At 39.4% G+C, this 25,766-nt stretch carries 25 protein-coding genes and 1 riboswitch; of the genes, 23 read left to right on the top strand and 2 right to left on the bottom strand.

Annotated elements, in window-relative coordinates; translation table 11 throughout:
* Positions 1 to 132: 132 nt before the first annotated feature.
* The 16 genes from WDJ61_RS14785 (at position 133) to WDJ61_RS14710 (ending at position 13,942) form a co-directional block, all read left to right on the top strand.
* A complete protein-coding gene (locus tag WDJ61_RS14785) occupies positions 133 to 495 on the top strand; it encodes an arsenate reductase family protein (RefSeq protein ID WP_338751026.1) in 363 nt (120 codons plus the stop codon).
* Between the two features lie 71 nt (positions 496 to 566).
* Positions 567 to 950, top strand: a complete 384-nt coding sequence (gcvH, locus tag WDJ61_RS14780) for a glycine cleavage system protein GcvH (RefSeq protein WP_338751024.1) — start codon at positions 567 to 569, stop codon at positions 948 to 950.
* Between the two features lie 103 nt (positions 951 to 1,053).
* On the top strand, positions 1,054 to 1,404 hold the full coding sequence (locus WDJ61_RS14775; RefSeq protein ID WP_338751022.1) for a toprim domain-containing protein: 351 nt from the start codon (positions 1,054 to 1,056) through the stop codon (positions 1,402 to 1,404).
* A 2-nt stretch (positions 1,405 to 1,406) separates the two neighbouring features.
* The gene (locus WDJ61_RS14770) at positions 1,407 to 1,703 is read left to right on the top strand and encodes a thioredoxin family protein (protein ID WP_338751020.1); all 297 of its coding nucleotides are present in this window, start codon (positions 1,407 to 1,409) and stop codon (positions 1,701 to 1,703) included.
* Positions 1,704 to 1,820: 117 nt separating this feature from the next.
* Complete coding sequence (locus WDJ61_RS14765) at positions 1,821 to 2,153, top strand: hypothetical protein (RefSeq protein WP_338751018.1); 333 nt, start codon at positions 1,821 to 1,823, stop codon at positions 2,151 to 2,153.
* Positions 2,154 to 2,361: 208 nt separating this feature from the next.
* Positions 2,362 to 2,472: riboswitch (SAM riboswitch) on the top strand.
* A 77-nt stretch (positions 2,473 to 2,549) separates the two neighbouring features.
* Positions 2,550 to 3,569: a methionine ABC transporter ATP-binding protein gene (locus WDJ61_RS14760; protein ID WP_338751016.1), complete on the top strand. Its 1,020-nt coding sequence runs from the start codon at positions 2,550 to 2,552 to the stop codon at positions 3,567 to 3,569.
* Positions 3,562 to 4,230, top strand: coding sequence for a methionine ABC transporter permease (locus WDJ61_RS14755; protein ID WP_338751014.1), 669 nt, complete (start codon positions 3,562 to 3,564; stop codon positions 4,228 to 4,230). The genes WDJ61_RS14760 and WDJ61_RS14755 overlap by 8 nt, the downstream gene beginning before the upstream one ends.
* Positions 4,231 to 4,245: 15 nt before the next feature.
* Positions 4,246 to 5,082, top strand: coding sequence for a MetQ/NlpA family ABC transporter substrate-binding protein (locus WDJ61_RS14750; RefSeq protein WP_338751012.1), 837 nt, complete (start codon positions 4,246 to 4,248; stop codon positions 5,080 to 5,082).
* 597 nt (positions 5,083 to 5,679) lie between these two features.
* The gene (locus WDJ61_RS14745) at positions 5,680 to 6,042 is read left to right on the top strand and encodes a carboxymuconolactone decarboxylase family protein (protein ID WP_338751010.1); all 363 of its coding nucleotides are present in this window, start codon (positions 5,680 to 5,682) and stop codon (positions 6,040 to 6,042) included.
* A gap of 659 nt (positions 6,043 to 6,701) precedes the next feature.
* Positions 6,702 to 7,481: a Fe-S cluster assembly ATPase SufC gene (gene sufC, locus WDJ61_RS14740; protein ID WP_338751008.1), complete on the top strand. Its 780-nt coding sequence runs from the start codon at positions 6,702 to 6,704 to the stop codon at positions 7,479 to 7,481.
* Positions 7,482 to 7,520: 39 nt separating this feature from the next.
* Positions 7,521 to 8,831 carry a Fe-S cluster assembly protein SufD gene (gene sufD / locus WDJ61_RS14735; protein ID WP_338751006.1) on the top strand — a complete coding sequence of 437 codons (1,311 nt, stop codon included), beginning with the start codon at positions 7,521 to 7,523 and terminating at the stop codon, positions 8,829 to 8,831.
* Positions 8,831 to 10,060, top strand: a complete 1,230-nt coding sequence (locus WDJ61_RS14730; protein ID WP_338751004.1) for a cysteine desulfurase — start codon at positions 8,831 to 8,833, stop codon at positions 10,058 to 10,060. Before sufD ends, WDJ61_RS14730 begins: the two co-directional genes overlap by 1 nt.
* Complete coding sequence (gene sufU / locus WDJ61_RS14725; RefSeq protein ID WP_338751002.1) at positions 10,050 to 10,484, top strand: Fe-S cluster assembly sulfur transfer protein SufU; 435 nt, start codon at positions 10,050 to 10,052, stop codon at positions 10,482 to 10,484. The genes WDJ61_RS14730 and sufU overlap by 11 nt, the downstream gene beginning before the upstream one ends.
* 27 nt (positions 10,485 to 10,511) lie before the next feature.
* Positions 10,512 to 11,909 carry a Fe-S cluster assembly protein SufB gene (sufB, locus tag WDJ61_RS14720; protein ID WP_203363035.1) on the top strand — a complete coding sequence of 466 codons (1,398 nt, stop codon included), beginning with the start codon at positions 10,512 to 10,514 and terminating at the stop codon, positions 11,907 to 11,909.
* A 123-nt stretch (positions 11,910 to 12,032) separates the two neighbouring features.
* Positions 12,033 to 13,172 carry a YibE/F family protein gene (locus tag WDJ61_RS14715; RefSeq protein WP_413789021.1) on the top strand — a complete coding sequence of 380 codons (1,140 nt, stop codon included), beginning with the start codon at positions 12,033 to 12,035 and terminating at the stop codon, positions 13,170 to 13,172.
* The gene (locus WDJ61_RS14710) at positions 13,169 to 13,942 is read left to right on the top strand and encodes a YibE/F family protein (RefSeq protein ID WP_338750997.1); all 774 of its coding nucleotides are present in this window, start codon (positions 13,169 to 13,171) and stop codon (positions 13,940 to 13,942) included. The genes WDJ61_RS14715 and WDJ61_RS14710 overlap by 4 nt, the downstream gene beginning before the upstream one ends.
* A gap of 387 nt (positions 13,943 to 14,329) precedes the next feature.
* On the opposite strand, the gene WDJ61_RS14705 is transcribed toward WDJ61_RS14710, so the two are convergent.
* Both WDJ61_RS14705 and WDJ61_RS14700 read right to left on the bottom strand, forming a co-directional pair.
* Positions 14,330 to 19,306, bottom strand: coding sequence for a DUF4132 domain-containing protein (locus tag WDJ61_RS14705; RefSeq protein ID WP_338750995.1), 4,977 nt, complete (start codon positions 19,304 to 19,306; stop codon positions 14,330 to 14,332).
* A gap of 12 nt (positions 19,307 to 19,318) precedes the next feature.
* Entirely contained in the window at positions 19,319 to 19,735 is a 417-nt protein-coding gene (locus tag WDJ61_RS14700; RefSeq protein WP_338750993.1) for a hypothetical protein, read from the bottom strand.
* 870 nt (positions 19,736 to 20,605) lie between these two features.
* Here WDJ61_RS14700 and WDJ61_RS14695 point away from each other — a divergent pair.
* The 7 genes from WDJ61_RS14695 (at position 20,606) to WDJ61_RS14665 (ending at position 25,764) form a co-directional block, all read left to right on the top strand.
* The gene (locus tag WDJ61_RS14695) at positions 20,606 to 21,022 is read left to right on the top strand and encodes a hypothetical protein (RefSeq protein ID WP_338750991.1); all 417 of its coding nucleotides are present in this window, start codon (positions 20,606 to 20,608) and stop codon (positions 21,020 to 21,022) included.
* A gap of 231 nt (positions 21,023 to 21,253) precedes the next feature.
* Positions 21,254 to 21,742 carry a DUF2975 domain-containing protein gene (locus WDJ61_RS14690; protein ID WP_338750989.1) on the top strand — a complete coding sequence of 163 codons (489 nt, stop codon included), beginning with the start codon at positions 21,254 to 21,256 and terminating at the stop codon, positions 21,740 to 21,742.
* 21 nt (positions 21,743 to 21,763) lie between these two features.
* On the top strand, positions 21,764 to 21,976 hold the full coding sequence (locus WDJ61_RS14685; RefSeq protein ID WP_338750987.1) for a helix-turn-helix transcriptional regulator: 213 nt from the start codon (positions 21,764 to 21,766) through the stop codon (positions 21,974 to 21,976).
* 25 nt (positions 21,977 to 22,001) lie between these two features.
* Entirely contained in the window at positions 22,002 to 22,220 is a 219-nt protein-coding gene (locus tag WDJ61_RS14680; RefSeq protein ID WP_338750985.1) for a DUF3955 domain-containing protein, read from the top strand.
* Between the two features lie 455 nt (positions 22,221 to 22,675).
* The gene (locus WDJ61_RS14675; RefSeq protein WP_338750984.1) at positions 22,676 to 23,521 is read left to right on the top strand and encodes a DUF72 domain-containing protein; all 846 of its coding nucleotides are present in this window, start codon (positions 22,676 to 22,678) and stop codon (positions 23,519 to 23,521) included.
* 16 nt (positions 23,522 to 23,537) lie between these two features.
* On the top strand, positions 23,538 to 24,359 hold the full coding sequence (locus tag WDJ61_RS14670) for a sulfite exporter TauE/SafE family protein (RefSeq protein ID WP_338750983.1): 822 nt from the start codon (positions 23,538 to 23,540) through the stop codon (positions 24,357 to 24,359).
* Positions 24,360 to 24,381: 22 nt separating this feature from the next.
* On the top strand, positions 24,382 to 25,764 hold the full coding sequence (locus WDJ61_RS14665) for a bifunctional UDP-sugar hydrolase/5'-nucleotidase (protein ID WP_338750980.1): 1,383 nt from the start codon (positions 24,382 to 24,384) through the stop codon (positions 25,762 to 25,764).
* The last annotated feature ends 2 nt before the right edge of the window (positions 25,765 to 25,766 follow it).

Here is a 25,766-nt window from a genome sequence, read left to right as displayed (position 1 = left end):
AAAAATCAGTCGCGCCCTCACTAATCCAACCACGGGGCTTTTCTCATCCGAAAAGAAGGTTTTGTTTGGCAAACGTCGAACATATTTGTTATAAAAGTGTAGAGGTCATTTGGATGGGAGGTCGATGAGGAAATGACATTGACATTTTATTGGTACCCTAAATGTGGGACGTGTCGTAAAGCGAAAAAATGGTTAGAAGAGCGTAATATTGAGTTTCAAGAAGTACATATCGTGGAGCAGCCACCTTCTAAAGAAGAATTAAAAGATTTATATGAAAAAAGCGGACTAGAATTGAAGAAGTTCTTTAACACGAGTGGTCAGAAATATCGAGAGCTTGGGTTAAAAGATAAAGTGAAGACCGCTACTGAGGATGAATTACTTACTCTTCTTGCATCAGATGGGATGCTTATTAAACGTCCATTGACTGCAGATGGACAAAATGTAACAGTTGGTTTCAAGGAAGCAGATTTTGAAAAGTATTGGGTGCAAGAATAACGAAAAGTTTCTTGCTTTGTTCCTTTAAAATAGGTAAAGTTTAATTGAAATCACGTGATGGAGGGATATATATGAATACACCGAAAGAATTGCGTTATTCTGAAGAACATGAATGGGTGAAAACAGAAGGGGAAAAGGTTCGCATTGGAATCACTGAGTTTGCACAGTCTGAGCTTGGCGATATCGTATTTGTTGAGCTTCCATCTGTAGGCGATGAAGTTAAAGCGGACGAGCCTTTTGGTAGCGTGGAATCTGTTAAAACAGTGTCTGAATTATATGCTCCTGTTAGCGGAAAAGTGGTTGAAGTGAACGAAGATTTGGACGACAGCCCAGAGCTTGTCAACGAATCTCCTTACGAAAAAGCTTGGATGGTCGTTGTTGAATTATCTGATGCTTCTCAAGTAGACAGCTTAATGACTGCTGAGCAATATGAGGAAATGGTAAAAGAAGACTAATTCCCACCAAAAGCACTTCCACATGATGGGAGTGCTTTTCTTTGAAAAACAAGAGACAATGGAAGTAGTGAGGCAGTGATAGTCAAAGCGAAGGGTGATGGCCATGTTTTCGGGAAAAACTATTGTTGTTGAAGGCACTTCTGACAAAAGAAGAGTAAAAGAAATCATTAAAGAGCCGATTGAAATCATTTGTACAAATGGTACGATCGGCGTGAGTAAGTTGGATGAAATGATCGATGAACTTGATGGTCGCGATGTGTATATTTTAGTGGACGCAGACAAAGCGGGAGAAAAGTTGCGAAGGCTATTTATTCGTGAGTTGCCAGAAGCTCATCATTTATATATTGATCGAGTGTATAAAGAAGTGGCAACCGCTCCTTATCGACATTTAGCTACTATATTATTAAGTGCGAATATAGATGTGCATGGTGAGTTTTTGCAAAAGGATGGATAAAAATGCAATCAGAACAATTACAAACGATAGTTGAGCAGCAAGAGAAAGTAGCGGTTTATGCCTATGCACCGATGTGTGGGACATGTCAGCTTGCTTCGAAAATGCTCGATGTCGTTGAAAAAGTCGGAACGCCGTATGAATGGGTTCGGATCAATTTAAATTATTACGAGGATTTTGCCGAGACTTATAGCATTGAAAGTGTTCCATGTTTGCTTATTTTTAAAGAAGGACAACTGATGGAAAAGATTTATGCATTTCAGTCTGTTCCGCATATTTATGAAAAATTGAATCAGTATTAACGACAACCTGCCATCGCCTTGGCAGGTTGTTTTGTGAATATATTGTCGAGCGATTTTCAAAGGATTTTCTGCCCCTCCTTGGAAATAATTAATAAAGCGATTAGAGGGGGCGAGCAGATGCAGCAGCAACTTTCGATGATTCAAGCAGCATGTCAAGAAAGAGGACATATCCATTCGATTTTGCCAGCGGAACCTGTTGGTGTGCTTCTAGAAGATCAGAATGAACATTGGCTATTAACGATTAGCAAAGAAGGAATTGCTTTTTCCAATAAAGATGTTCAGCCTTGGCAGTTAAAAGTTAGGGCGAAAGAAGGGAATATGGCTCATTGTCTTGCGGGGGAACAACGACTGTTTTTGTACCATCGTATGGGCAAAGTTGATATGTCAGGTCTTTATCGATTGCAGCTTTGGTTCGAGTCGCTCCTCTGGCTTTGCCAGTCGTATGAATAAAAGCGGAGCTGACTGTTCAGACATGACAAGCAAATGTTCTGACACTGGAAAGGCGCCAAGCCTTGTAAGTGTCAGGTTATTTGACTCGAATGTCTAGGAGGCGGAGCTGGATAAAATAAAAGCGGAGTTAGATAAAAATTATTTTTCATATTGACAATTTTCAAACAAGAATGATACAATCAATCTCACAATAAACTGAATAGCGAAACTCTTATCAAGAGAGGTGGAGGGATGTGCCCGACGAAGCCCGGCAACCTTCAACAATGATTTGTTGAAAAGGTGCCAATTCACACAAAGCGATTGCTTTGACAGATGAGAGAAAGGACATTGACGAATCATACCTTTCTGCTCATTGCGGCAGAAAGGTTTTTTATTTGAATGGGAGAGTGAAGCCACATGATTTCAATTGCAAATGTGAAAAAGATTTTTGCAACGAAGAATGGCACAGTGACAGCAGTAGATGAAATCAATTTAAATATAGATCAAGGAGAAATCTTTGGCATCATTGGCTATAGCGGAGCAGGAAAAAGTACGTTGATCCGCATGTTGAATGGTCTTGAATCTCCTTCTGAAGGGTCGGTTGTTGTGGCTGGTCGAGAAGTGTCAAATATCCGAGGAGCTGGACTAAGACAAGCCCGTCAAGAAATTAGCATGATTTTTCAGCATTTTAACTTGCTTTGGTCGAGAACGGTTCGGGAAAACATTGCGTTTCCGCTTGAAATTGCAGGGGTTCCGAAAGAAAAACGAAAAGAGCGCGTCGATGAATTAATCCAATTAGTGGGGCTTGACGGTCGAGGAGATTCGTATCCTTCTCAGCTAAGCGGTGGTCAGAAGCAGCGGGTAGGTATTGCTAGAGCACTAGCGAACAATCCGAAAGTGCTATTATGCGATGAAGCAACGTCCGCCCTTGATCCGCAAACGACGGATTCCATTTTAGATTTACTGGTAGATATTAATGAGCGACTTGGCTTGACGATTGTTTTAATTACACATGAAATGCATGTCATTCGCAAAATTTGTCACCGTGTTGCGGTCATGGAAGCGGGAAATATCGTGGAACTAGGACCTGTGCTAGATGTGTTTAAGCATCCGAAGCAGCCGATTACGAAACGATTTGTTCAACAAGTGACGGAGCCAGAGGAATCAAGAGAAACGATTGAGCATTTGCTGGAGCGCGAAGGAAAAGTGGTTAAGCTCACCTTTATTGGTGAATCCGCTGAACAGCCAATTATTACCGAATTAATTCGCAATTTTCAAATATCGGTGAATATCGTTCAAGGGAAAGTGTCGCAAACGCAAGATGGCGCATACGGCTCGCTTTTTGTTCACCTCACTGGTTCATCGGAAGAAGTCGATCGAGCGGTCACTTATCTAGAAAAACAACAAATTGGCTCGGAGGTGATTACCCATGCTTGAGCAATGGCTTCCAAATGTCGATTGGGAAAAAATTTGGGAAGCAACGGTTGAAACTCTTTATATGACTGGGATTTCGGTTGTTGCTACTTTTATTCTTGGTATCTTGCTAGGTTTACTTCTATTTTTAACATCTAAAGATCAAATATTGGAAAATAAAGTGGTGTATATGATTGTAGCAGCTTTCGTGAATGTGTTCCGTTCGATTCCATTCATTATTTTGATCGTTTTATTAATTCCTTTTACGAAAGCAATTGTTGGCTCGATGATCGGTGAAAATGCGGCACTGCCTGCTTTGATCATCGGCGCCTCTCCATTTTACGCCCGTGTTGTAGAAATCGGGTTGCGGGAAATTGATAAAGGGGTCATTGAAGCCGCAAGATCAATGGGTGCTAAAACAAGCACGATTATTTTTAAAGTGTTGCTTCCGGAGTCCATGCCTGCCTTAATTTCGGGTATTACGGTGACGGCAATCGTCTTAGTAGGATACACAGCAATGGCTGGAGCAATTGGCGCTGGTGGACTTGGCAATTTAGCCTTTTTAGATGGCTTTCAACGCAATCAAAGTGACGTTACTTTTGTAGCGACGGTCATTATTTTACTCATTGTATTTGTCATTCAATTCACTGGTGATTTCTTCACCAAGAAATTAGATAAAAGATAATTAGGAGGAGACAGAATGAAAAAGTGGTTATTCACGTTACTTACATCGATTGTTGTACTAGCTCTTGCTGCATGCGGCGGCTCAGAAGAGAAAAAAGAAGAAGGTAAATCAGAAGAGGATAATAAAATTGTTGTTGGAGCATCTAACGTTCCACATGCGATCATTTTAGAAGAAGCCAAGCCGTTGTTAAAAGAAAAAGGCTATGATTTAGAAATCGAAACATTTAATGATTATGTGTTACCGAACAAGGCATTAGATGAAGGCGAATTAGATGCTAACTATTATCAGCATATTCCGTTTCTTGAACTGCAAAAGAAAGAGCATGGTTACAAGTTTGAAAACGCAGGCGGCATTCATATCGAACCAATTGGCGTGTACTCAAAAAAATATAAAAGCTTAGAGGAGCTACCTAAGGGTGCCAAAATTTTAATGAGCAATTCGGTAGCTGACCACGGCCGTGTGTTAAGTATGCTGGAAAAAGAAGGTCTGATTAAACTGAAAGAAGGCATTAATAAAGACGAAGCGACGTTAGAGGACATTAGTGAAAATAAAAAGAACTTACAATTTGAATACAATTATGAACCAGCTTTTCTTCCACAAGCATTTAACAACGGAGAAGGCGATGCGGTTTTAATTAACTCCAATTTTGCTATTGATGCAGGCTTAGATCCACTAAAAGATCCAATTGCGATTGAATCTAAAGACTCTCCGTATGTGAACATCGTTGCCGTTCGCAGCGGAGATGAAAATAAAGAAAAAATTAAAGCGCTGATCGAAGTACTTCACTCGAAAGAAATTCAAGACTTTATCATGAAAGAGTGGAAAGGCGCAGTCGTGCCAGTGAATGAATAAATAATGGAAGCTTGCCGCTTGATCGCGGCGAGCTTCTTTTTTATTTGGGTAGGTAAGTAGGATCGGCGCCTGATTTTGCTGTAAATCCGCCCGAATATGGGTGAAACGCGCCTGATGATCGGCCAAAAGCGACTGATTGTCCTTCCATCGCACCTGATCAAGTTCCCGGGCGGCGTATCTAATTTTGTTTCAGGGCCGGGCGAGTACCCCTTGTGCCTGAATATTCGCTGAGTCCGCCTGATTTTGTTGTAAATCCGCCCGAATATGGGTGAAACGCGCCTGATGATCGGTCAAAAACGACTGATTGTTGCCCCATTGCACCTGATCGAGTTTCCATGCAGCGTATCTAGTTTTGTTTCAGGGCAGGGTGAATGTCCTTGCACCTAAATATTTGTTGAGTCCGCCTGATTTTGCTGTAACCCCGCCCGAATATGAGTGAAAAGCGCCTGATGATCGGTCAAAAGCGACTGATTGTCCTTCCATCGGGCCTGATCGAGTTCCCGGGCGTCGCATCCTCCACCTTGTCCGTAAAAAATCCGCATAAACAATTTTTTATTGTGACATATTAAAAGCGACAAACATGCAGGAGGGACGACGATGGAGACGGAAATGAATAATTTTTCAGAGACAGCGTTGCGGGAATACAAGGAAGGACTAGGCGTGTTTAAAGAAAAGATGCCTGATTTGGCCAAACATTATCAAGAGTTCACGGCGGCTTGCTTCAAAGAGGGAGACATTGAACTTAAAGAAAAACAATTGATTGCGCTAGCCATTAGTGTGTTTGCTCAAGATGAGTATTGCATCATTTATCATGTGAAAGGCTGTCTCGACCAAGGATGCAGTGAAAAGGAAATGTTAGAAGCGATGGGGGTAGCAGCAGCATTTGGTGGCGGTGCGGTCATGAGTCAATCTGTCACTTTAGTGCAAGAAGCGATTCACGATCTAAGCATGAAACATTAGTACGTTCATTCTTGTCCCTGTGCTCAAAAGGGAAGGATATCAAAGGATATAGCAAGAATTTTAAGAATAAGGGGATTTATCTAGGTGTCAATGTTTGAGAGGCGATGTGAGCGGGTGAGAGCATGTTATATGCTTTTTGTGGAAATAACCAATTGTTGTTAACATATATAGTGGAAGTCAAAAACGGAAAGGATTGATTCCCTATTAATTTATTTAACTCACTGAATTTAGAGTACACAGAAGGTATGGAGAAAGCGATGCATGGAGCTCATGGAGTCGGATACGAGGTGTATAGTCGAAATCATGAAGTGAGAATGAATGTAGAACGGGCACGCGAAAAAAATTACTTGAAAAGTCGCCGGATAGTTGCAGACTTCAACGGCAGATTTATCAATCAATGATTATAATAGTGAGAAAAAACCAGTGCACAGCCGCTGGTTTTTTTTTATTTTGATATAACTAACCGTTGGGTGGAAATTTTTCAGCTATTTAAGGAAAGAATATTATAGAATGAAGCGGAATTTTTGATATAATCAAATATCTCATCAATTCTTTTACATTGGTTGAATATACTTTTCATTTGTTATAAGATTGTAATGAGAATAAATTGAGAATGATCATAATCCAACAACATTTTCGATAAAGACGGAGGTATAGATATGACAGCTTCTACATTAGTAATTAAAGATTTACACGTAGCAATTGAGGGTAAAGAAATTTTAAAGGGTGTAAACCTTGAGATAAAGGGTGGAGAATTCCACGCAATTATGGGACCAAACGGAACAGGTAAGTCTACATTATCTTCTGCAATCATGGGTCATCCAAAATATGAAGTGACGCAAGGTAGCATTGAACTTGATGGAGAAGACGTACTAGAGATGGAAGTGGATGAGCGCGCTCGTGCCGGTCTATTCCTTGCGATGCAATATCCAAGCGAAATCACGGGTGTAACGAATGCTGACTTCTTGCGTTCTGCGATCAATAGCCGTCGTGAAGAAGGCAATGAAATTTCTTTAATGAAATTCATCCGTAAAATGGACGAAAAAATGGACTTCCTTGAAATGGATCAAGATATGGCGCAACGTTATTTAAACGAAGGTTTCTCAGGCGGAGAGAAAAAGCGTAACGAAATTCTTCAATTAATGATGATTGAGCCAAAAATTGCTATCCTTGATGAGATCGATTCTGGTTTAGATATCGATGCATTAAAAATCGTTTCTAAAGGGATCAATGAAATGCGCGGCAGTGAGTTTGGATGCCTAATGATCACTCACTATCAACGTCTTCTAAACTACATCACTCCTGACAAAGTACACGTAATGATGCAAGGTCGTATCGTAAAATCAGGTGGACCTGAGCTTGCTCAACGCTTAGAAGCAGAAGGATATGACTGGATCAAGCAAGAGCTTGGAATTGAAGACGAAACAGTTAGTCAATAAGAGCCATTTTACGAAAGCTGGATCACTAGGAGGATGAACATGACTGTAGAAACAAATTTACCAGTAGATCAAGAGTACGTTCGCTCATTTTCAGCGCAAAAAGGCGAAGCTAAGTGGCTGACTGATTTGCGTTTAGCAGCTCTTGATAAAATAGATGTACTACCGCTACCAACAGCGGAAAAAACAAAAATCGATAAATGGAACTTCACGCAATTTGCGGCACATGAAGTGACAAGTGAACCTTTTGCTTCTTTAGAAGAACTTCCTGAAGAAGTGAAGTCATTAATCGATATCGAACAAGCAGACAAAAATCTTTACGTTCAACGCAATCAAACGCCTACTTTCTTATCTTTATCGGAAGAACTTAAAGAACAAGGTGTTATTTTTACCGATATTCATACAGCGGTGAAAGAGCATAGTGAGCTTGTTGAAAAGTACTTTATGACTGAAGCGGTAAAAGTAGATGAACATAAATTAACGGCTTTACATGCAGCATTAATGAACGGCGGAGCTTTTCTTTACGTTCCGAAAAACGTAGAAGTGAAAGAACCAATTCAAGCGGTGTATGTACATGACAATGCCGATGCGGCTCTTTTCAACCATGTATTAGTAGTGGCAGAAGATAATAGTGTCGTTACTTACGTGGAAAACTATATATCCACAGTGGAAACAGAACAATCTGTAGCCAATATCGTGACAGAAGTCATTGCTGGAGCCAATGCGAAAGTGGTGTACGGAGCGGTCGATCATTTAAACAGCGGAGTGACAACATATGTGAACCGTCGTGGAGTAACTGGTCGCGATGCTCGAATTGAATGGGCACTTGGTTTAATGAACGATGGTGACACAGTTTCAGAAAACGTAACGAACTTAATCGGTGCGGGTTCATTCGCGGATACGAAAACGGTTGTCGTTGGTCGCGGTAAGCAATCACAAAACTTCACAACGAAAGTCGTTCACTTCGGTAAAAACACAGAAGGCTACATTTTAAAACATGGTGTTATGAAAGACGAAGCGAAATCGATCTTTAACGGCATCGGCAAAATTGAGCATGGGGCTTCTAAGTCAAATGCAGAGCAAGAGTCACGTGTCTTAATGCTTAGCGAAAAAGCGCGAGGAGATGCCAACCCAATCCTTCTTATTGATGAAGATGATGTTACAGCAGGTCACGCGGCATCAGTGGGACGCGTTGATCCGTTGCAATTGTATTACTTAATGAGCCGCGGAATTTCTCGTCAAGAAGCAGAGCGTTTAATCATTCACGGATTCTTAGCGCCAGTTGTGGATAAACTTCCAATCGAAGGAGTTAAACAGCAACTGACTGAAGTGATTGAAAGGAAAGTTCGCTAATGAACGCGAAGGAAATTAAAAAATATTTTCCGATTCTTGATCAAGAAGTCAATGGACATCCGCTCGTTTATTTAGACAGTGCCGCTACTTCCCAAAAGCCGGTACAAGTGATTGAGGCACTGAATAAATATTATAGTGAGGATAACTCGAATGTTCACCGCGGTGTGCATACACTCGGTACACGCGCAACAGATTCTTATGAAGGTGCGCGCGACAAAGTGCGTAAATTCATCAATGCAGCGGCGCGTGAAGAGATTATTTTTACTCGTGGAACAACAACATCAATTAATACGATTGCGGCGAGTTATGGACGCGCGAATGTAAAAGAAGGCGACGAAATCGTCATCACTTACATGGAGCACCATAGCAACATCATTCCGTGGCAGCAACTAGCGAAAGAAACGGGTGCGACGTTAAAATACATTCCACTTCAAGCTGACGGAACCATTTTGCTTGAAGATGCGAAGGCAACGATCACAGATAAGACGAAGATTGTGTCTATCATGATGGTGTCAAATGTTCTTGGTACGATTAACCCAGTGAAGGAAATCGCTCAAATCGCTCATCAGCATGGTGCGGTGATGGTCGTGGACGGCGCTCAAGGCGTCCCTCATATGAAGATTGATGTGCAAGATTTGGACTGTGATTTCCTTGCTTTTTCTGGTCATAAAATGTGTGCACCAACCGGCATTGGTGTCATGTATGGGAAAAAGCAATTGCTTGATAAGATGGGGCCGGTTGAATTCGGTGGCGAAATGATCGACTTTGTTGGTTTATATGAATCAACTTGGAAAGAGCTTCCGTGGAAATTTGAAGGCGGCACACCGATTATTGCTGGTGCGATCGGTCTTGGGGCAGCAATTGATTTTCTCCAAGAAATTGGATTGGATGAAATCGAGCGCTATGAGCATCGTTTAGCAGCGTATGCACTTGAAAAAATGAGCACGATCCCAGGCATGCAAATTTATGGACCTCTGTCTGGTGAAGCGCGTGCGGGACTTGTCACTTTTAACTTAGATGATGTCCATCCACATGATGTGGCGACAGTGTTAGACGCGGAAGGAATTGCGGTTCGTGCGGGTCATCATTGTGCACAGCCACTTATGAAATGGCTAGACGTTTCCGCTACAGCAAGAGCAAGTTTCTACCTTTATAACACAGAGGAAGATATTGATAAGCTTGTCACAGGGCTTCTCAAAACAAAGGAGTATTTTAGCGATGTCTTTTAATAACTTAGATCAGCTGTACCGCCAAGTGATTATGGATCATTACAAAAATCCGCGCAACAAAGGTCAGCTTGAAGACGGCAGCTTAACGATAGATATGAATAATCCGACTTGTGGCGATCGCATTCATTTAACATTGAATGTGGAAGACGGCAAAGTGACAGCGGCGAAGTTTGATGGAGAAGGTTGTTCGATTTCCATGGCTTCTGCTTCGATGATGACACAAGCCGTTAAAGGCAAAGATATTGAAACAGCTTTAAAACTTTCACAAATTTTTTCCGATATGATGCAAGGCAATGACTATCCGGATGATATCGATCTTGGAGACATCGAAGCATTGCAAGGAGTTTCCAAATTCCCTGCCCGCATCAAATGTGCCACTTTAGCGTGGAAAGCGATGGAAAAAGGATTGAACGAGAACGAATAATCATAATTACGACAGGAGGAATACAACATGGCGAAGAAAATGCCAGAAATCGGGGATTACAAATACGGTTTTAAAGATAAAGACGTATCCGTTTACCGTTCAGAGCGTGGATTAACACGTGAAATCGTGGAAGAAATCTCTAAATTAAAAGATGAGCCCCAATGGATGTTAGACTTCCGCTTAAAATCACTCGAACTTTTTTATGAAATGTCAATGCCACAATGGGGCGGAGACCTTTCCGCATTAAGCTTTGATGAAATCACTTACTACGTGAAGCCATCTGAGAAGTCAGAGCGTTCTTGGGATGAAGTACCTGAAGAAATCAAGCAAACATTTGATAAGCTTGGTATCCCAGAAGCGGAACAAAAATATTTGGCTGGTGTATCCGCACAGTATGAGTCAGAAGTGGTATACCACAACATGAAAGAAGACTTAGAAGACTTAGGTATCGTCTTCAAAGATACAGACTCTGCGTTAAAAGAAAACGAAGATATCTTCCGCAAATACTGGGCGAAAGTAATCCCGCCAACAGACAATAAATTCGCAGCGTTAAACTCAGCGGTATGGTCAGGTGGATCATTCATTTATGTACCACCAGGTGTCAAAGTAGATACACCTTTACAAGCATACTTCCGCATCAACTCTGAAAACATGGGTCAGTTTGAGCGTACGCTAATCATCGTTGACGAAGGCGCAAGCGTGCATTACGTAGAAGGTTGTACAGCACCTGTCTACACAACAAACTCCCTTCATAGTGCGGTTGTAGAAATCTATATTAATAAAGATGCTTACTGCCGTTACACAACGATCCAAAACTGGGCGAACAACGTTTACAACCTAGTAACGAAGCGTGCCGTTTGTGAAGCAAACGCAACGATGGAATGGATTGACGGAAACATCGGATCGAAATTAACGATGAAATATCCAGCCGTTATTTTAAAAGGTGAAGGTGCGCGTGGTTTAACGCTTTCGATCGCAATTGCCGGTAAAGGCCAGCACCAAGATGCAGGAGCGAAAATGATTCACCTTGCACCGAATACATCTTCAACTATCGTATCAAAATCGATCGCGAAACACGGCGGAAAAGTAACTTACCGCGGAATCGTTCACTTCGGACGCAAAGCGGAAGGCGCTCGCTCTAACATCGAATGTGATACGTTAATCATGGATAATCAATCAACATCTGATACAATTCCATACAACGAAATCTTAAACGACAACATCTCTTTAGAGCACGAAGCAAAAGTATCAAAAGTATCTGAAGAGCAACTATTCTACTTGATGAGCCGCGGTGTGTCTGAAGCAGAAGCAACAGAAATGATCGTTATGGGCTTCATCGAGCCATTCACAAAAGAACTTCCAATGGAATATGCGGTTGAAATGAACCGTTTGATTAAATTCGAAATGGAAGGCAGTATCGGCTAATATACAACACCCCTTGCTACATTTGTGGCAAGGGGTGTTTTTAAGTCTGTTTGTCTCAACTCTTGAAACCAATGTATGAAAATGATACATTAAATTTCATCACGATAGCTGGAGGTTTTTTGGTTGGATGTTTTTGTAAACAAATTAAAAGAAATGACTGGGAGACAAATTGTGTTTTACATCATGATGGCGCTTTGTTTTATTAGTTCGGTTGTGTTTGTTTATCACAATCACGCCTTCTATAGTAGCCCAATAGCTAAAGTCATTGATACAAGTGTAGAAGATACAGTAAAAATAACGGATGAGCATAATAACAAAGACCAGCTATTTACACAGAATATTACGGCTGTCATACAAAATGGAGACGAAAAAGGACAGACTATCTATTTAACGAACAAGTATTCACTGTCAGGGGTTTATGATCAAGCATATCAAGTGGGAAATGAGTTATTTGTGTCGATTGATAAACATACAAATGAAGAAGCAAAATTAACCGGAGACATAATAAACGTAAAACGCGATAAATATATTGTAATGATTGGTTGGATTTTTATCTTTACTTTGCTGATCGTCGGAAAAAAGCAAGGGTTGTTCTCCATTATTAGTTTTGCACTCAACGCTGTTTTGTTATCATATGCATTAGATGTTTATGTGAATAGCACAGATCTGAGTTTATTATGGATATGCGGGATAATAGCTATTCTTTTTACGATCATTTCTCTGTTGCTTGTTAACGGTTTTAATGAAAAAACGTATGCAGCCATCATTACAACTCTAGTTGGAACATTTCTTTCTTTGGTGATTACTTATCTTGCCATGTGGGCAACTTCTGAAAATGGCCTTCACTATGAAGAGATGCAGTTTTTGACTCGCCCTTACTACTTGGTATTTATGGCAGGATTATTCATCGGATCTTTAGGAGCTGTAATGGATGTGGCCATTACGATGTCTTCTTCTATCTTTGAGTTGTATGAAAAGAATCCCAGTATATCGATCAAAGCACTGAAAACTTCAGGGATGGATATCGGAAGGAATATTATGGGGACGATAACGAGTATTTTGTTTTTTGCCTATATAAGTGGTTCGATTCCAGTGCTTATTTTATATCTGAAGAATGGGGTACCATTAGGTTTCACTCTTTCCATGACTCTTTCATTGGAAGTAGCTAGAGCTTTAGCGGGAGGAATTGGTGTCGTGTTAACGATTCCGATTAGCCTATATACGTCTATTTTTTTCGTTAATCGAAAGAGGGCAAAATCATGAATGTATTACTATTGCTGGCAGTCATTTTATTTATTTTAATGGTTCTTATTGGCGGAAAAAAAGGAGCACGATCTTTTTTTTCTTTATTTTTAAACTTTGGTGTGATTCTTCTAACGATACTATTCATGCTAGATCCACACATTAATTCGATTATCGTAACACTGATTGCATGTGTAATGATTAGTTGTATTAATTTATTCTATATCAATGAAGTGAACGGTAAAACAATCACTGCATTCATTGCTACCCTAATCACCATTATTATTTTACTATTATTCATTCACATAGTGACAAAACATACGATGATTCAAGGCTTTGGAGAAGAAGAAATCGAGGAGCTTAGCATTTTTTCCCTTTATATTGGAGTAGATTTTGTTAAAATTGCCGCTTCGGTCATTATTATGAGCGCAATAGGGGCGATGATGGATGTGGCCATTTCTATTACATCTTCCATGCATGAAATATTCCATCACAATCCATTACTCGGCAAGAAAGATTTATTCCGATCAGGCTTAAACGTTGGCAGGGATATCTTAGGAACAGATACCAATACATTATTTTTTGCCTTCTTTGGAGGCTATTTGGGATTGCTCATATGGTTTAAAGATTTATCGTATTCTTTTGGAGAAATCATCAATTCAAAAGTATTTAGTGCGGAAATCATCACGATCTTTTGTTCTGGAATTGGCATTGCGTTGATTATTCCCATTGCCTCATGGGCTAGTGCTTATTCTTTGACGAGAACTAGAGAGAAATCACAGAATATGTAAGTTGGTATCACCTTAAAAATTTTCGGAGCAAGAGGGTTTGTTCTCGGGTAATAATCAAAAAGGCTGTCCTTCGGGGCAGTCTTTTTGATGCGGTGTGTGAATTCAGTAAAAATGTAATCTAAGTCAGTAAATCAATCCGGATTCAGTAAAAATTATTTCTCGCAAATTTTATAATAAAAATGGGCTGTACAGAAAGTCAGTGAAAACTGACTTTCTGCGACAGCCCTTCTTTTTTATCCCGCATTAACGGGCTGTAAGACCCCCACCTCAACATGGCAGAAGGAACGTAGTTGTGTAGGTGGGGGATCAACAGCCCGTAAACGCCCGATCCGTTCAACTAACAATCAGTGGGGGATAAAGAAAACCCCCGCTGATTGAAGTTTCACTTTATCGAATATTTTCTAAAATCATTGGATCTTTAATTTTTTCGTCTTCACTAAATAATAGAATTTTCGACATGATTTCAGCTGTACGTGGATCTTCGTCCGCAAATGGTAGGAAGATGCGTCCGCGATGCTGCGATGGTACGGCAATCACTGGAATCATTTGTCCACCAATTTGGTGAATAACTCCACTTCCTAAATGAATCGAGTACTCACCTAGTTTTCCTCGAACAATGGCATGATGCTCTTTAACTGAAACATGATCGATTTTTAAAAGCTTCATCAATTCTTCTACGATCGCTGCGCGTGTTTCGATGGTTGAATGACTTGCCTCTGGGTCTACACCACCAACATGTGCAACACTCACCACTAAATCTACATCTCGCATAATCTCTGAAAATACGACTGGAGGAATATCTTCTAAATTCAATGTTTGACCTGTTTTGCGGTGATAGAAATAAACGTATTCTAACGTTGGACTTTCAATATCTGCAGGTGTAAACCAATCGCACATCGCATAGAGTGTCGCAACGATATCTGCATCGTAATTGACTTTACGTAGCCCTTCTTCGTATGTCGCTATCCATTGTCGATTTTTTAATAAAGCGACCGTTTTCTGTGGTTGAACTTGATGACCAGCATATCTTCTTGAGTTTGTTGTTTGGCGTTCATCTGCGTTCACTAAATACAATTCACGGAAGACTTGTTTAAATGGCTGCTGCACTTTCTTTTCAAAAAGGTCTTGCTGGAACGTACGCCATTGTTTCGCTTCATAAAGATGATAAGGATGTGCTAAAATGGCTGTTTTTTCTGGATCAATTTGAAGTAAACCATCTGTTAATGTGCATAATCCATCTTCTTGAACGTAACCAAAATGCTGATCGACTTTTACAACGAGTGTTTTTAACAAAGGTGAAATGACAGGGTGCTGAAGCAATGCCTGAAGTTCTCCAAATTGGAAGGCTGTGCTTCTTTCCATCGCTTCTTCCAATGATTTTTTTGAACGTTTTTGTTGTTCTCGCATTTCTTTTCGGACTTCTTGAAGTTGAACGACCTTTGGCTTCTTTTTCAAACGAGCTGGAATCGACTTTAATGTCTTCCCGTCTTTTTGAACAATGAGTTGTGCTACGCCTAACTCATCAACCTCTAGCCACATGTCTGCGTCTTCAATCTTCATTGGGTTCATAAAGACTTCTCTTTCTTTTAAGCTAAACAATTCCATTTTCCAAACAAAGCGCGTCACATCATCAATTCCTGCATTACGAGCTAAGTTCGCTAAAGCGACACGCACGGCTAAGCCTTCACTTTCCCGTCGTTGTGCACCGAATTGTTTGCTTTCCTTCAAAAACTTTTGTAAGAACTGATATCTTTTCCAAGCGTCTTTTTCTGGAATTCGTTTGCTTAACGGGATTAATCCAACACAACGCACTTTATCTTTATTTCGCTTTTCTTCAATTTCTTCTAATAAAGGCTTTAAACGCATGTTTCCTAATACGGCATCTGCAAATAACTGTGATCGGCGGTGATTCGATCCCTCTGAAGCATATTTAGCACTTTCATATATTTGCTCAAAGCGTTTTTTACCGATTGTTTTATAAGACTCTTTCAACCAGTCCAAATCAAATACACCATCAGTAAAATCTTCTTTCGATAAATTTGAATAGTGAGTAATATGGTCCATCTCATATGAGCTAGAATCGTCCGAAGTATGTGCTTTGAAGTACCAAGCCGTACTCAATAGACCTTTCCAGCCCAAATATTCACTAACGAGCGGAATCCATCTTGGCGAGTACATCATTGCATCTAACAATTGCTTTTCACTCACTTTATATGGTGCAAGCGCAGCCTTTAAATCCTCAACGGTTTCATTTTTATTTGGTTTACTGATCTTCATTAATTCAGAGAAAATTTCTCGCTTCGTATGTTCCGACCCCCATATATAGCCTCGAACATATTTCAAGCCATCCATCAATACAAGAAGGTTAACGAATGTTTCAACACCTACGACTTCGAGTAAATTTTTTGAAATAAATCCACTCACTTCGGTTTCTGCGTCGCCGCGCGATAACTCAATTTCCAATAAACGAACAACCATTCGTTCATAAAGATCCTCAATAAATGGATAGTTTTTCTGCAACTCCTCACGTTTCGGACGTTCAAAAATATCTTGTAAATCAAAGCGAGATTGATGACTTTCAAAGATTTTGACGAAAAGTGCATCTTCTGTTAACAAATCTAAACTAATTGCACGACAAAATTCTTCAATACTTACATCCACCATCGGTTGCTTTTCTTTATTTTCTACTTGCTGGCGTCGAGTTAGTTCTAAATGGATGGCTAGTTTTTTCGCAAAATCCTCATCTGTTCGTTCAGTTTGACTCAGCATTCTAAAATAACTTCTAATTAGTGAATGCTCGTAAAATGGTTTGAGACGGCCCCAAGATGATATAACCACTTTTTTATGCCATGTTTCGACATCTATTTTTTGAAGCATTTCGATGCAAGCTTGATAAAATGCTTCAAAAGTGTCTTCTGCGTTTTCAAATAAGAACTCTGTTTGCATAACTAAAAGTAATTGATTGATTGTTGAATTGTATGGTAATTCATTATAAAATCGACTAATTTTCTCTGCTTTTTCGATATCAAAAAGTTGCTCTAATAACGAGAAGTACTCTGGCTGAATCGTTTTTGTCCAGGAACTTGAATCGTAGTAATCTGAATAGACATAAAGATTAATATATTGGCAATCCCACCACGTTAGTTCCACTTCCTCCATCCATGATTTCCACAAGTCTGCAAGTGGGTAATAGTGTAATAGATCCTCTTTTTTAGCTTCTTCTGCATACTCATACAGTGGTGTAATTCGAGACTCTCCTAAAAGAACCTGATACTTAGATCCATCCCATCTCGATGTTTCATAAGCATATTCGCGATTTTCATGGATTAAATCAGAAAGCTTTTGAATTTTCTCCATTAAGAGAGTTTCATCGAAATCCATTGTTTTCTTTAAATGGGTGGGTTTCACTTCTGGTAGAGCAGGGATTTTTGACGTATCGTAGTCTGGATTATATAAGCCAAATCCATTTTCTTTTGTCAATTGATGTGTATCTGATTTTAATAAATCCTCTATTAATACAGTTTCTTTCGTTGTCGGCTTGGCTATCTTATCTGTATACATCGCAATATCTTTTTGCGTACAACGTTCTTCTTTTAACATCACAGATAATAAACTTAAGCCACCCAATCGAATGTCTTGCTTGCGACTTTCCAGAAGAGTTGGAATGATTTCTTCTAATATTGCATCTTTCTGAGCAATTAAAACCTTTAACACTGCTTGACGAAGACTACCCGTTTTTAAAGATAAAATTTGTACAATCTGCTGAAGTTCATCATCGTTCAATGATAGCTTTTTCATCTTTTTCAATGCTTCTTCACGATTTGAAAGTCTTCGATCCTTTAATGTTTCGAATAGAAATTGTCTTTCAACGGACGATTCCACTTTTTCAGACAAACAATAAAGTAAGTTTCCACGATTATCCGACGTCATCTCATTTGCATGTTGTATAATATCCAATACCCATTCTCGATTTTGTTGAACACGAGCAATCGTCAACGTCGTATGCCATAATTCTTCCTTTGTTAATTCAGTAAAAATCCAAGGGAAAGGCTTTTCTTCTACTCGATGAGAATTTTTTGGCATCATCTCACGAATGGCATGCACACGCTGATACAATTCCTCTGGGAACTGAAGCATAAAACGATACTTCTCATCAACCTCACCTTTATAAAAAACATCATGATAGTTTGAATAACGGTGGGGTGCATGGAAAGGCATAAAAAATGGCAAAGCAAAAGTTAACACATCCAAATCATCTGTCTGCATCATCAAAGGCTCAACAAGAGGATACGCAAGCTCATTATCTTGTAATGTTTTTAGGAAATATAATGCCGATAATTGCTGATGCTTTTTCTTATTTAATAGCTTTTCAATTTCTTCGATCACAAGCTCTTTCGATTGTGTTGCTTTCGACCAAAGCGCTGCATAGTTTAAAATCAAGTCATCTGATTCGATGCATTCCTCATAGCTCATATCACCTTCAAATAATGCAAGTGCCAGTGTGAACACTTTTTCGATGATTTTTTTATCTTCTACTTCGTAGCCAAGCCCCATCCATGTACTAATCGCTCGTTGAACCGAAGAAAAGCGAATCAAATCATGTTCTTGAATCAAATGTATAAAGTAAATTAAAGACGATAGTGTCCCTTGGTCAACCGTTTCAAGAATTGCTTGACGAAGTCCTTCTTGACGTTTTGCTGCGAGTAACAATTTTCCGAGTGACTCAAGCATGCGTTCATTGTCACTTTGAACGATCGCTTGAATAACGGAATGCTGTAATGTGGCCACTTGATTTTCGCCAAATAGGATTTCCTCCACCGCTTCCTCATAGGCACGATTCTTTTGACGCAATTCATAGGTCACTTTAGCGATAAAATAAGCTGTCGTTACAGCTTTAGTTTCTGTCTTCTTATGTAAATACCATGTAACACTGCCTGCATAGTGGTGTTCAAATTGCTTTAAATTCAATAGAACATCTAATACATCTACTTTATTGTTATGTGGAAGTGCGACCAAAAGATTGGTAATCGCTCGATTATGATCCACGACAGGCTGATTCGTTTTATAAGAACGGCGATAATATCCAACTTGATAAGAGATTGTTTTTAACTGTTCTAAAAAGCAATAAAATTCTTCTACTTGCTGATCGTTATCAAGTATTGCTCGAATGACTTTTTCTAGGCCTTTTTCCCAAAGCTCCTCAATTTGTGTGGTGCCCTCGCTTTTTAATGCTGAATCTATAGCTGAAATTTTGTCATAATCATAGATTTGATGATTTTTTTCAGCAGATTCTTCCGCTTTCATTATTTTTTCGGCAATTTCAAAACTTTTTCCCTCTAATTGTTGTAACCATGTTTCATTCATCATCATCACTCCTTACCAAGCTCTCCCTGCAAGCATTGTTAATCGAATAAATGTCAAAACATCCTCTTCTTTTAAATCTAAAGGTGCATCCAAATCGTTGATTTCTTCATCACCTACGAGTACACAATAAAGCCCATCCTCAAAACTTTGAATCGCATTTTGAATCGCTTTTTCTAAATCTTGCTGGTTTTCATTTTTACGGTCACCAAAACTAACTTTACCATTTCGTGCTGCTTCTTCTAAATCTTCATCAATAAGATAAATCCAAATCGCTTTCTCTAAAGGCTTTTCGTTATATGCTTTTACTTGCTGCGTTACGACTTCAATAATTAATTCACGTAAGTTCATAACCGGGTTAATTTCTAGTTCTTGTAGTTGCAACACAGGTCTGCGTTTCCCGATTGATTTTACACGTGTATAAATCTTCAAAGGAATCCCCCATTGTTTTTTCTTTTACTATACAACAGAAAATACGTTCGGTCTATTTATTTTCCAATTGTTTAAAAAAATGGAACAATAGTATTTTATTATCATTACTATGTAAGTTAGCCCAGAAGAAAAAAGCCAGGGTTACTCCTGACTTAGGCAATTACACATGGTCTATATGGACAAAGGAGGCCTTACTTACTAATCAGTTTGTCCGTAGTAGAAAAATATATACAAAAAAACGGGGTTTCGCCCAGTTAAACAAGGATCCTTTTAAATTGAAGAAAAAAAGAAAATACCCAATGAGACATTGGGTATTACAGTCGTTTTAGGGGGAGTATGGAGCAAAGGAAGTTTTGTACTTGTTTTAGCTAATAATCATAGTCATCATGATGCTCGTGAGATTCTGATCTATGTTCATGAGACTGTTCCCAAAAAAGTCCTCTACGGCCGGTTACTAATCGGAACAGAGCGACAATTAAGGCGATTCGAATAGCTAAGCGTACTAAACGTCCATTCATTCTAGATCGTAAAATAATAGAGTCACTGCCTACAGATAGCAGGGTTCCCGAATGGGTGCCTTGAGTTGTGATAACTTCAACTTCTTGTCCTACCAGACTGTGGGCGAAGTGATGAAAGCCCTGGTCTCTCAAATTGAACACCTCCTTTCTTAATACTATTAAATGCAGTGATCTAAGAAAGGAGTGGATGATTATAAGAGAAAGTTAGATTTTTTATTAACATGTTTTCATAATTACAATTTAAAAAGGTTTTAAATAATCTGAAAATATGTCTTTTATCTAAGCGGTTTGTCCATTCAAAACAAATTAATATGAATAAAATACAGCAAGAGCTTAGAAAGGGGGAAGAAAAATGAGTGAAGTATGGTTTCCAGGTAAAGACAACAAACGTAAAAAGAAAGTTAGTAGCAAACGGAGAAAGAAAGTTAGTAGACGCAGAAGGAACGTTCGTTCAAGATCAGATTTCGATGACAATATTAGAGCAAATAGAGTAAATGCAGATTTCGATAACGAGGTTAGAACAGATGTAGATATTGATAATGAGGTTGATGTCGATGTACGAAATGACAATGATAACGACAATGACAATAAATTGAAAAACATCGATAGAAACACGAATATTGCTAAGATTGTCCGCAGTGGAAATGCTGATATTTGTATTGACATCGATGTAGACTCAGATTCTGCTGCAAGAGTACGTTCAAGAGCAAATTCAGACCAGGACCAGGATCAAGATCAAGACCAAGAACAGAGTTTTGACATTGACTAATAGGTAGAAGTAAAAATATCGCCTAACGGAAAAAACGAGGGCACTGAATGAACGCATGAGCGTTTATTTGGTGTCCTTTTTTATTTGTGAATAAGAAAAGATGGCTAATTGTTATGTTGCTAACGATAAAATATTGTTTTTAAATAAAAAAGTATTGAAAAACAGATATTTATTATTGCAAAACGATAAATGTTTATTTATAATAAATAAAAAAAGAAAAGAGGTTAAACAATGAAGAAATTAACTAGCCCTGTTGCTTTACATCTCGTATTAGTTTTCGGAATCATTGTTACGTTTATTTTATTGATTGGAACACCAATGATTGTTACAGCATTTTTTAAAAGTCAGTATGGTCTTTTGGATACTTCCTTAGTATTAAGTGTCTCAGCTTGTATTTATATATGTGCCACACCGTATGTGATTGCCTTATTTAAATTAAAAAAGCTTTCTGGTTTAGTAGTTAAAAACACCCCTTTTTCTAGTGAAAGTGTAACATCATTAAAAATGATTGCAGTTTGTTCTTTTAGTGAGGTAATTCTTTTTATTACGTGTGTAAGTTCTTTAAAATATTCGGTGGAGTTTTTTCAGTATACTGTTTTAGGAGGTCCTATCATCGTAGTCGCATTTATTGGCATCACGATAGGTCTGTTATGTTCGGTTTTAGCGAAATTATTTGAAGTAGCTATCGAAATTAAAACAGAAAATGATCAAACCATTTAATAATCTAGAGGGGATGTTAGTATGCCAATTGTCGTAAATCTTGATGTTGTCATGGCTAAAAGAAAAATGAGCCTGACAGAGCTATCAGAAAAACTAGGAATTACAATGGCTAATGTATCAATCTTAAAAACTGGAAAAGCAAAAGCTGTTAAATTTTCCACTTTAGAAAAAATATGTGAGGTTCTAGAGTGTCAACCAGGTGACATTTTAGAATATAAAAAATATCAACCCTGAGTATATGATTAGAGGAGAATGTATGATGAAAAAGAATAAATACCTATTAGCTGCTACACCAATTTTTTTAGGAGTGATCGGTTTAATTGTTTATAATATGATGGGTTCAAGAGTAGAACCAGATGGCACGTTAGTAGAACCTTTCTTCTTGATTCCAATAAGTTGCCTATTTATTTTTAGTGGGATGATTTCAGTTGTGTTTGTGAGTATGCTATCAAGGTTTAAAAGAAGTAAACTGAATTGACTTATAGCCTTACGGAAGAACTGAGGGCACTGAATAAGCGCTTTGGCGTTTGTTCGGTGTCTTTTTTAGATTGAGTAAATTTGCACTGACTCATCAAAAGTCGGGTCTGATTCAGTAAAACCATCTTGTGAGTCAGTAAAAAATCCTCTCAATTCAGTGAATCCACGCCGACTCATGAAAAGTCGCTTCCGATTCAGTAAAACCATCTTGTGAGTCAGTAAAAAATCCTCTCAATTCATTGAATCTACGCTGGTTCATGAAAAGTCGCTTCCAATTCAGTAAATCGCTCTTGTGAGTCATCAAAAAATCCTCTCAATTCAGTGAATCCACGCCGACTCATGAAAAGTCGCTTCCAATTCAGTAAATCGATCTCGTGAGTCAGTAAAAAATCCACACCACTCTGCAAATCCCGAAGCAAAATTATGATAAAATATAACAAAAAGAGGTGAGAGCCTATGATATATGTTGGTTTAACTGGCTGGGGGGATCATGATACGTTGTATCAACACGGTGTGGCCTCTCGAGATAAGCTGATGGAGTATGCGGCGCATTTTCCGATTGTCGAGTTGGATGCAAGTTTTTATGCGGTACAGCCACTGCGGAATATGCAGAAATGGGTTGCTGAGACGCCGGAAAAATTCAAGTTTATTGTGAAGGCTTATCAAGGCATGACGGGACATCAGCGCGGAGAGATTCCATTTGAATCGAAAGAAGAGATGTTTCAACGTTTTAATGAATCGCTCCAGCCGTTCATCGAGTCTGAAAAACTTGCGATGGTGCTCTTTCAATTTCCGCCTTGGTTTGATTGTCAGCGGAAAAATGTGAACTATTTACGTTACTGCAAAGAGCAAATGGGGGATTTACCGCTTGCCCTCGAATTCCGCCATCAATCGTGGTACTTGCCAGAATATATCGAGCAGACGCTTACTTTTATGGAAAAAGAGAAGTGGATTCACACGGTTTGTGACGAACCGCAGGCGGGGGAAGGGTCGGTGCCGATCATTTTGCAGGCGACGGATTCCATCAAAACACTCGTCCGTTTGCATGGCCGCAACGTACATGGCTGGCGTAAACAAAACAATCAAAATTGGCGAGAAGTGAGATACTTGTACGATTATAATGATGATGAGCTGCAGCAATGGGTAGAATATGCGAACGAGCTGCAAAAGCAGAGTCAACATATTTATGTGTTATTCAATAATAACTCTGGTGGGCATGCGGCTAACAATGCGAAACGCTTTATTGAATTAGCTGATATTACTTATGAGGATTTGGCGTCGCGTCAGCTCGATTTATTTTAAGAAGGGTGGATTTTGGATGGAATGGATCATATTAATTACGATCGGGCTAGTAGCGGGAACAATTGGTTCGCTCGTTGGGCTAGGGGGCGGCATTATTATCGTGCCATCACTCTTGTTCTTCAGTACATCGACTAGCCTGTTGATGGGGTTATCCCCACAGCAAGCGGTGGGAACTTCACTTGTGATTATGATTTTTACAGGGCTGTCTTCTACGCTTGCTTATATGAAGCATAAGACGGTCGATTATAAAAGTGGACTGATTTTTTTCATTGGGAGCGGACCGGGTGGTATTGTTGGTGCTTATGTCAATAAAGCGCTGAATATGGACTCTTTCAATATTTATTTTGGGCTGTTTATGATTTTCATGGCGTTTGTTTTGATGGTTCGTTCAAAGATTAAGCCTTTAGCTTTAAAGAGTAATAAGGGTATTCAACGGCAATTTACCGAACTTAGTGGCGAGGTTCATACATATAGCTTTCAACCAATGACAGCTATCCTGATTGCCTTCTTTGTCGGCTTTTGCTCAGGGCTTTTCGGTATAGGTGGAGGGGCGCTAATGGTGCCTGCTATGATTCTATTATTTTCCTTCCCTCCACATGTAGCGGTGGCCACATCAATGTTTATGATCTTTCTATCCTCACTTACTAGTTCAATTACACATGTGGCATTTGGTAATGTTGTGTGGTTATATGCACTTGCTTTAATTCCTGGTGCATGGGTTGGAGCCAAACTCGGTGCTTACTTAAACTCAAGGCTACAGTCCAATACATTAGTGACTGTTTTGAGAGTTGTTTTAATTATTATGGGCATCCGCTTAATTTATCAGGGGCTTGTTTGATGCCTGAAAATGAGGTGAAAGTTTGAAAACAACGATTCATATTTATCATACAAATGACTTTCATAGTCATTTTGAAAATTGGCCTCGTATTCATCAATTTTTACAAGAAAGACGAGCATGGCATGAAGAAGCGGGCGAAGAAGTATTCATTTTTGATATAGGCGATCATGTGGACCGCTCTCATCCTTTAACAGAAGGTACGCTCGGACAAGCGAATGTGGAACGGTTAAATGAAACAGGCTATGATGCGGTGACGATCGGAAATAATGAAGGCATCACATTGCCCCACGAAGGATTAGATCTTCTATATGAACAAGCAGCCTTTCCGGTTGTCGTCGCTAATTTATTTGACCAAGATGGCAGCCGTCCAAAATGGGCTCTTCCTTCGTTTGTATTTGAGTTAAACAATGGCTTGAAGCTCGGCATCACTGGAGTAACTGCCTATTATTCTGCTTTTTATAAAGGGCTAGGCTGGGAAATATCAGAGCCTTTTAATGAGCTACAAACACAAGTACAACAATTAACGAAACAGGCAGATCTTGTCGTGGCGCTTTCCCATTTAGGCATGTATGATGATGAAAAAATTGCCCAAGATGTACCCGGAGTAGATGTGGTGCTTGGGGGACATACGCATCATTTGTTTCATGAAGGGAAATTAGTCAATGGCAAGCTACTCGGTGCGGCAGGGAAATTTGGCTATTATGTTGGTCATATACAACTAGAAGTCGACTTAGAAACAAAAAGCATTGTCTCGAAGAAAGCTCGCGTGTATCAAACGAGCGAAGAGTTAGATGCCCCCTTACAAGAGCAAGAGAGCATTCAGCAATTTTATGAGCGGGGTCGGCAAGCATTGCAACAACGGGTTGTCTCACTTCCTCGACCCTTCAGCTGTCATTGGTTCGAGGCTTCTGAATTGCCACAACTATTATGTGAAGCGTTAACGGAGTGGTGTGAAGCGGATGGAGCCTTTTTAAATGCTGGGGTTGTGCTAGATGGACTGGATGCTGGAGTGGTCACGAAATACGATCTTCATCGCATACTTCCACATCCAATTAACCCTTGTCTCATTGAACTAACAGGGGCCGAACTGAAAGAAGTTTTGAGACAAACCTTTGATAAGAAATGGCCTCACTTGGCGATTAAAGGATTCGGATTTCGCGGCAAAGTAATGGGGCAATTTGTTTATGACAAGCTGGAAGTGGATCCCATACATTATCATTTCAAAATCGATGGACAAGAAATAGAAGCGGATAAGCGTTATCGATTAGCGACATTAGATATGTTTACCTTTGGGCATTTCTTTCAGCCACTGTATCGAGCTACTCATAAAAAATATTTTATGCCGGAATTTTTGCGAGATGTTATGGAGTGGAAGCTGCTTCAGCTAACTTCGTATACAAAATAAGG

The sequence above is a fragment of the Bacillus sp. FJAT-52991 genome, from assembly GCF_037201805.1.
GTDB lineage: Bacteria > Bacillota > Bacilli > Bacillales > Domibacillaceae > Bacillus_CE > Bacillus_CE kandeliae.
The sequence above is the reverse complement of the archived record's forward strand: the minus strand, read 5'-3'. Positions and strand labels throughout refer to the sequence as shown.

Coding starts and splice junctions, on each gene's coding strand:
- WDJ61_RS14750 (WP_338751012.1), top strand. CDS start 4,246: ATGAAAAAGTGGTTATTCACGTTACTTACATCGATTGTTGTACTAGCT.
- sufD (WP_338751006.1), top strand. CDS start 7,521: ATGACTGTAGAAACAAATTTACCAGTAGATCAAGAGTACGTTCGCTCA.
- WDJ61_RS14770 (WP_338751020.1), top strand. CDS start 1,407: ATGCAATCAGAACAATTACAAACGATAGTTGAGCAGCAAGAGAAAGTA.
- WDJ61_RS14675 (WP_338750984.1), top strand. CDS start 22,676: ATGATATATGTTGGTTTAACTGGCTGGGGGGATCATGATACGTTGTAT.
- WDJ61_RS14745 (WP_338751010.1), top strand. CDS start 5,680: ATGGAGACGGAAATGAATAATTTTTCAGAGACAGCGTTGCGGGAATAC.
- WDJ61_RS14705 (WP_338750995.1), bottom strand. CDS start 19,306: ATGAATGAAACATGGTTACAACAATTAGAGGGAAAAAGTTTTGAAATT.
- WDJ61_RS14685 (WP_338750987.1), top strand. CDS start 21,764: ATGCCAATTGTCGTAAATCTTGATGTTGTCATGGCTAAAAGAAAAATG.
- WDJ61_RS14690 (WP_338750989.1), top strand. CDS start 21,254: ATGAAGAAATTAACTAGCCCTGTTGCTTTACATCTCGTATTAGTTTTC.
- WDJ61_RS14680 (WP_338750985.1), top strand. CDS start 22,002: ATGAAAAAGAATAAATACCTATTAGCTGCTACACCAATTTTTTTAGGA.
- sufB (WP_203363035.1), top strand. CDS start 10,512: ATGGCGAAGAAAATGCCAGAAATCGGGGATTACAAATACGGTTTTAAA.
- WDJ61_RS14695 (WP_338750991.1), top strand. CDS start 20,606: ATGAGTGAAGTATGGTTTCCAGGTAAAGACAACAAACGTAAAAAGAAA.
- WDJ61_RS14765 (WP_338751018.1), top strand. CDS start 1,821: ATGCAGCAGCAACTTTCGATGATTCAAGCAGCATGTCAAGAAAGAGGA.
- gcvH (WP_338751024.1), top strand. CDS start 567: ATGAATACACCGAAAGAATTGCGTTATTCTGAAGAACATGAATGGGTG.
- WDJ61_RS14760 (WP_338751016.1), top strand. CDS start 2,550: ATGATTTCAATTGCAAATGTGAAAAAGATTTTTGCAACGAAGAATGGC.
- WDJ61_RS14785 (WP_338751026.1), top strand. CDS start 133: ATGACATTGACATTTTATTGGTACCCTAAATGTGGGACGTGTCGTAAA.
- WDJ61_RS14775 (WP_338751022.1), top strand. CDS start 1,054: ATGTTTTCGGGAAAAACTATTGTTGTTGAAGGCACTTCTGACAAAAGA.
- WDJ61_RS14710 (WP_338750997.1), top strand. CDS start 13,169: ATGAATGTATTACTATTGCTGGCAGTCATTTTATTTATTTTAATGGTT.
- WDJ61_RS14755 (WP_338751014.1), top strand. CDS start 3,562: ATGCTTGAGCAATGGCTTCCAAATGTCGATTGGGAAAAAATTTGGGAA.
- sufC (WP_338751008.1), top strand. CDS start 6,702: ATGACAGCTTCTACATTAGTAATTAAAGATTTACACGTAGCAATTGAG.
- WDJ61_RS14670 (WP_338750983.1), top strand. CDS start 23,538: ATGGAATGGATCATATTAATTACGATCGGGCTAGTAGCGGGAACAATT.
- sufU (WP_338751002.1), top strand. CDS start 10,050: ATGTCTTTTAATAACTTAGATCAGCTGTACCGCCAAGTGATTATGGAT.
- WDJ61_RS14730 (WP_338751004.1), top strand. CDS start 8,831: ATGAACGCGAAGGAAATTAAAAAATATTTTCCGATTCTTGATCAAGAA.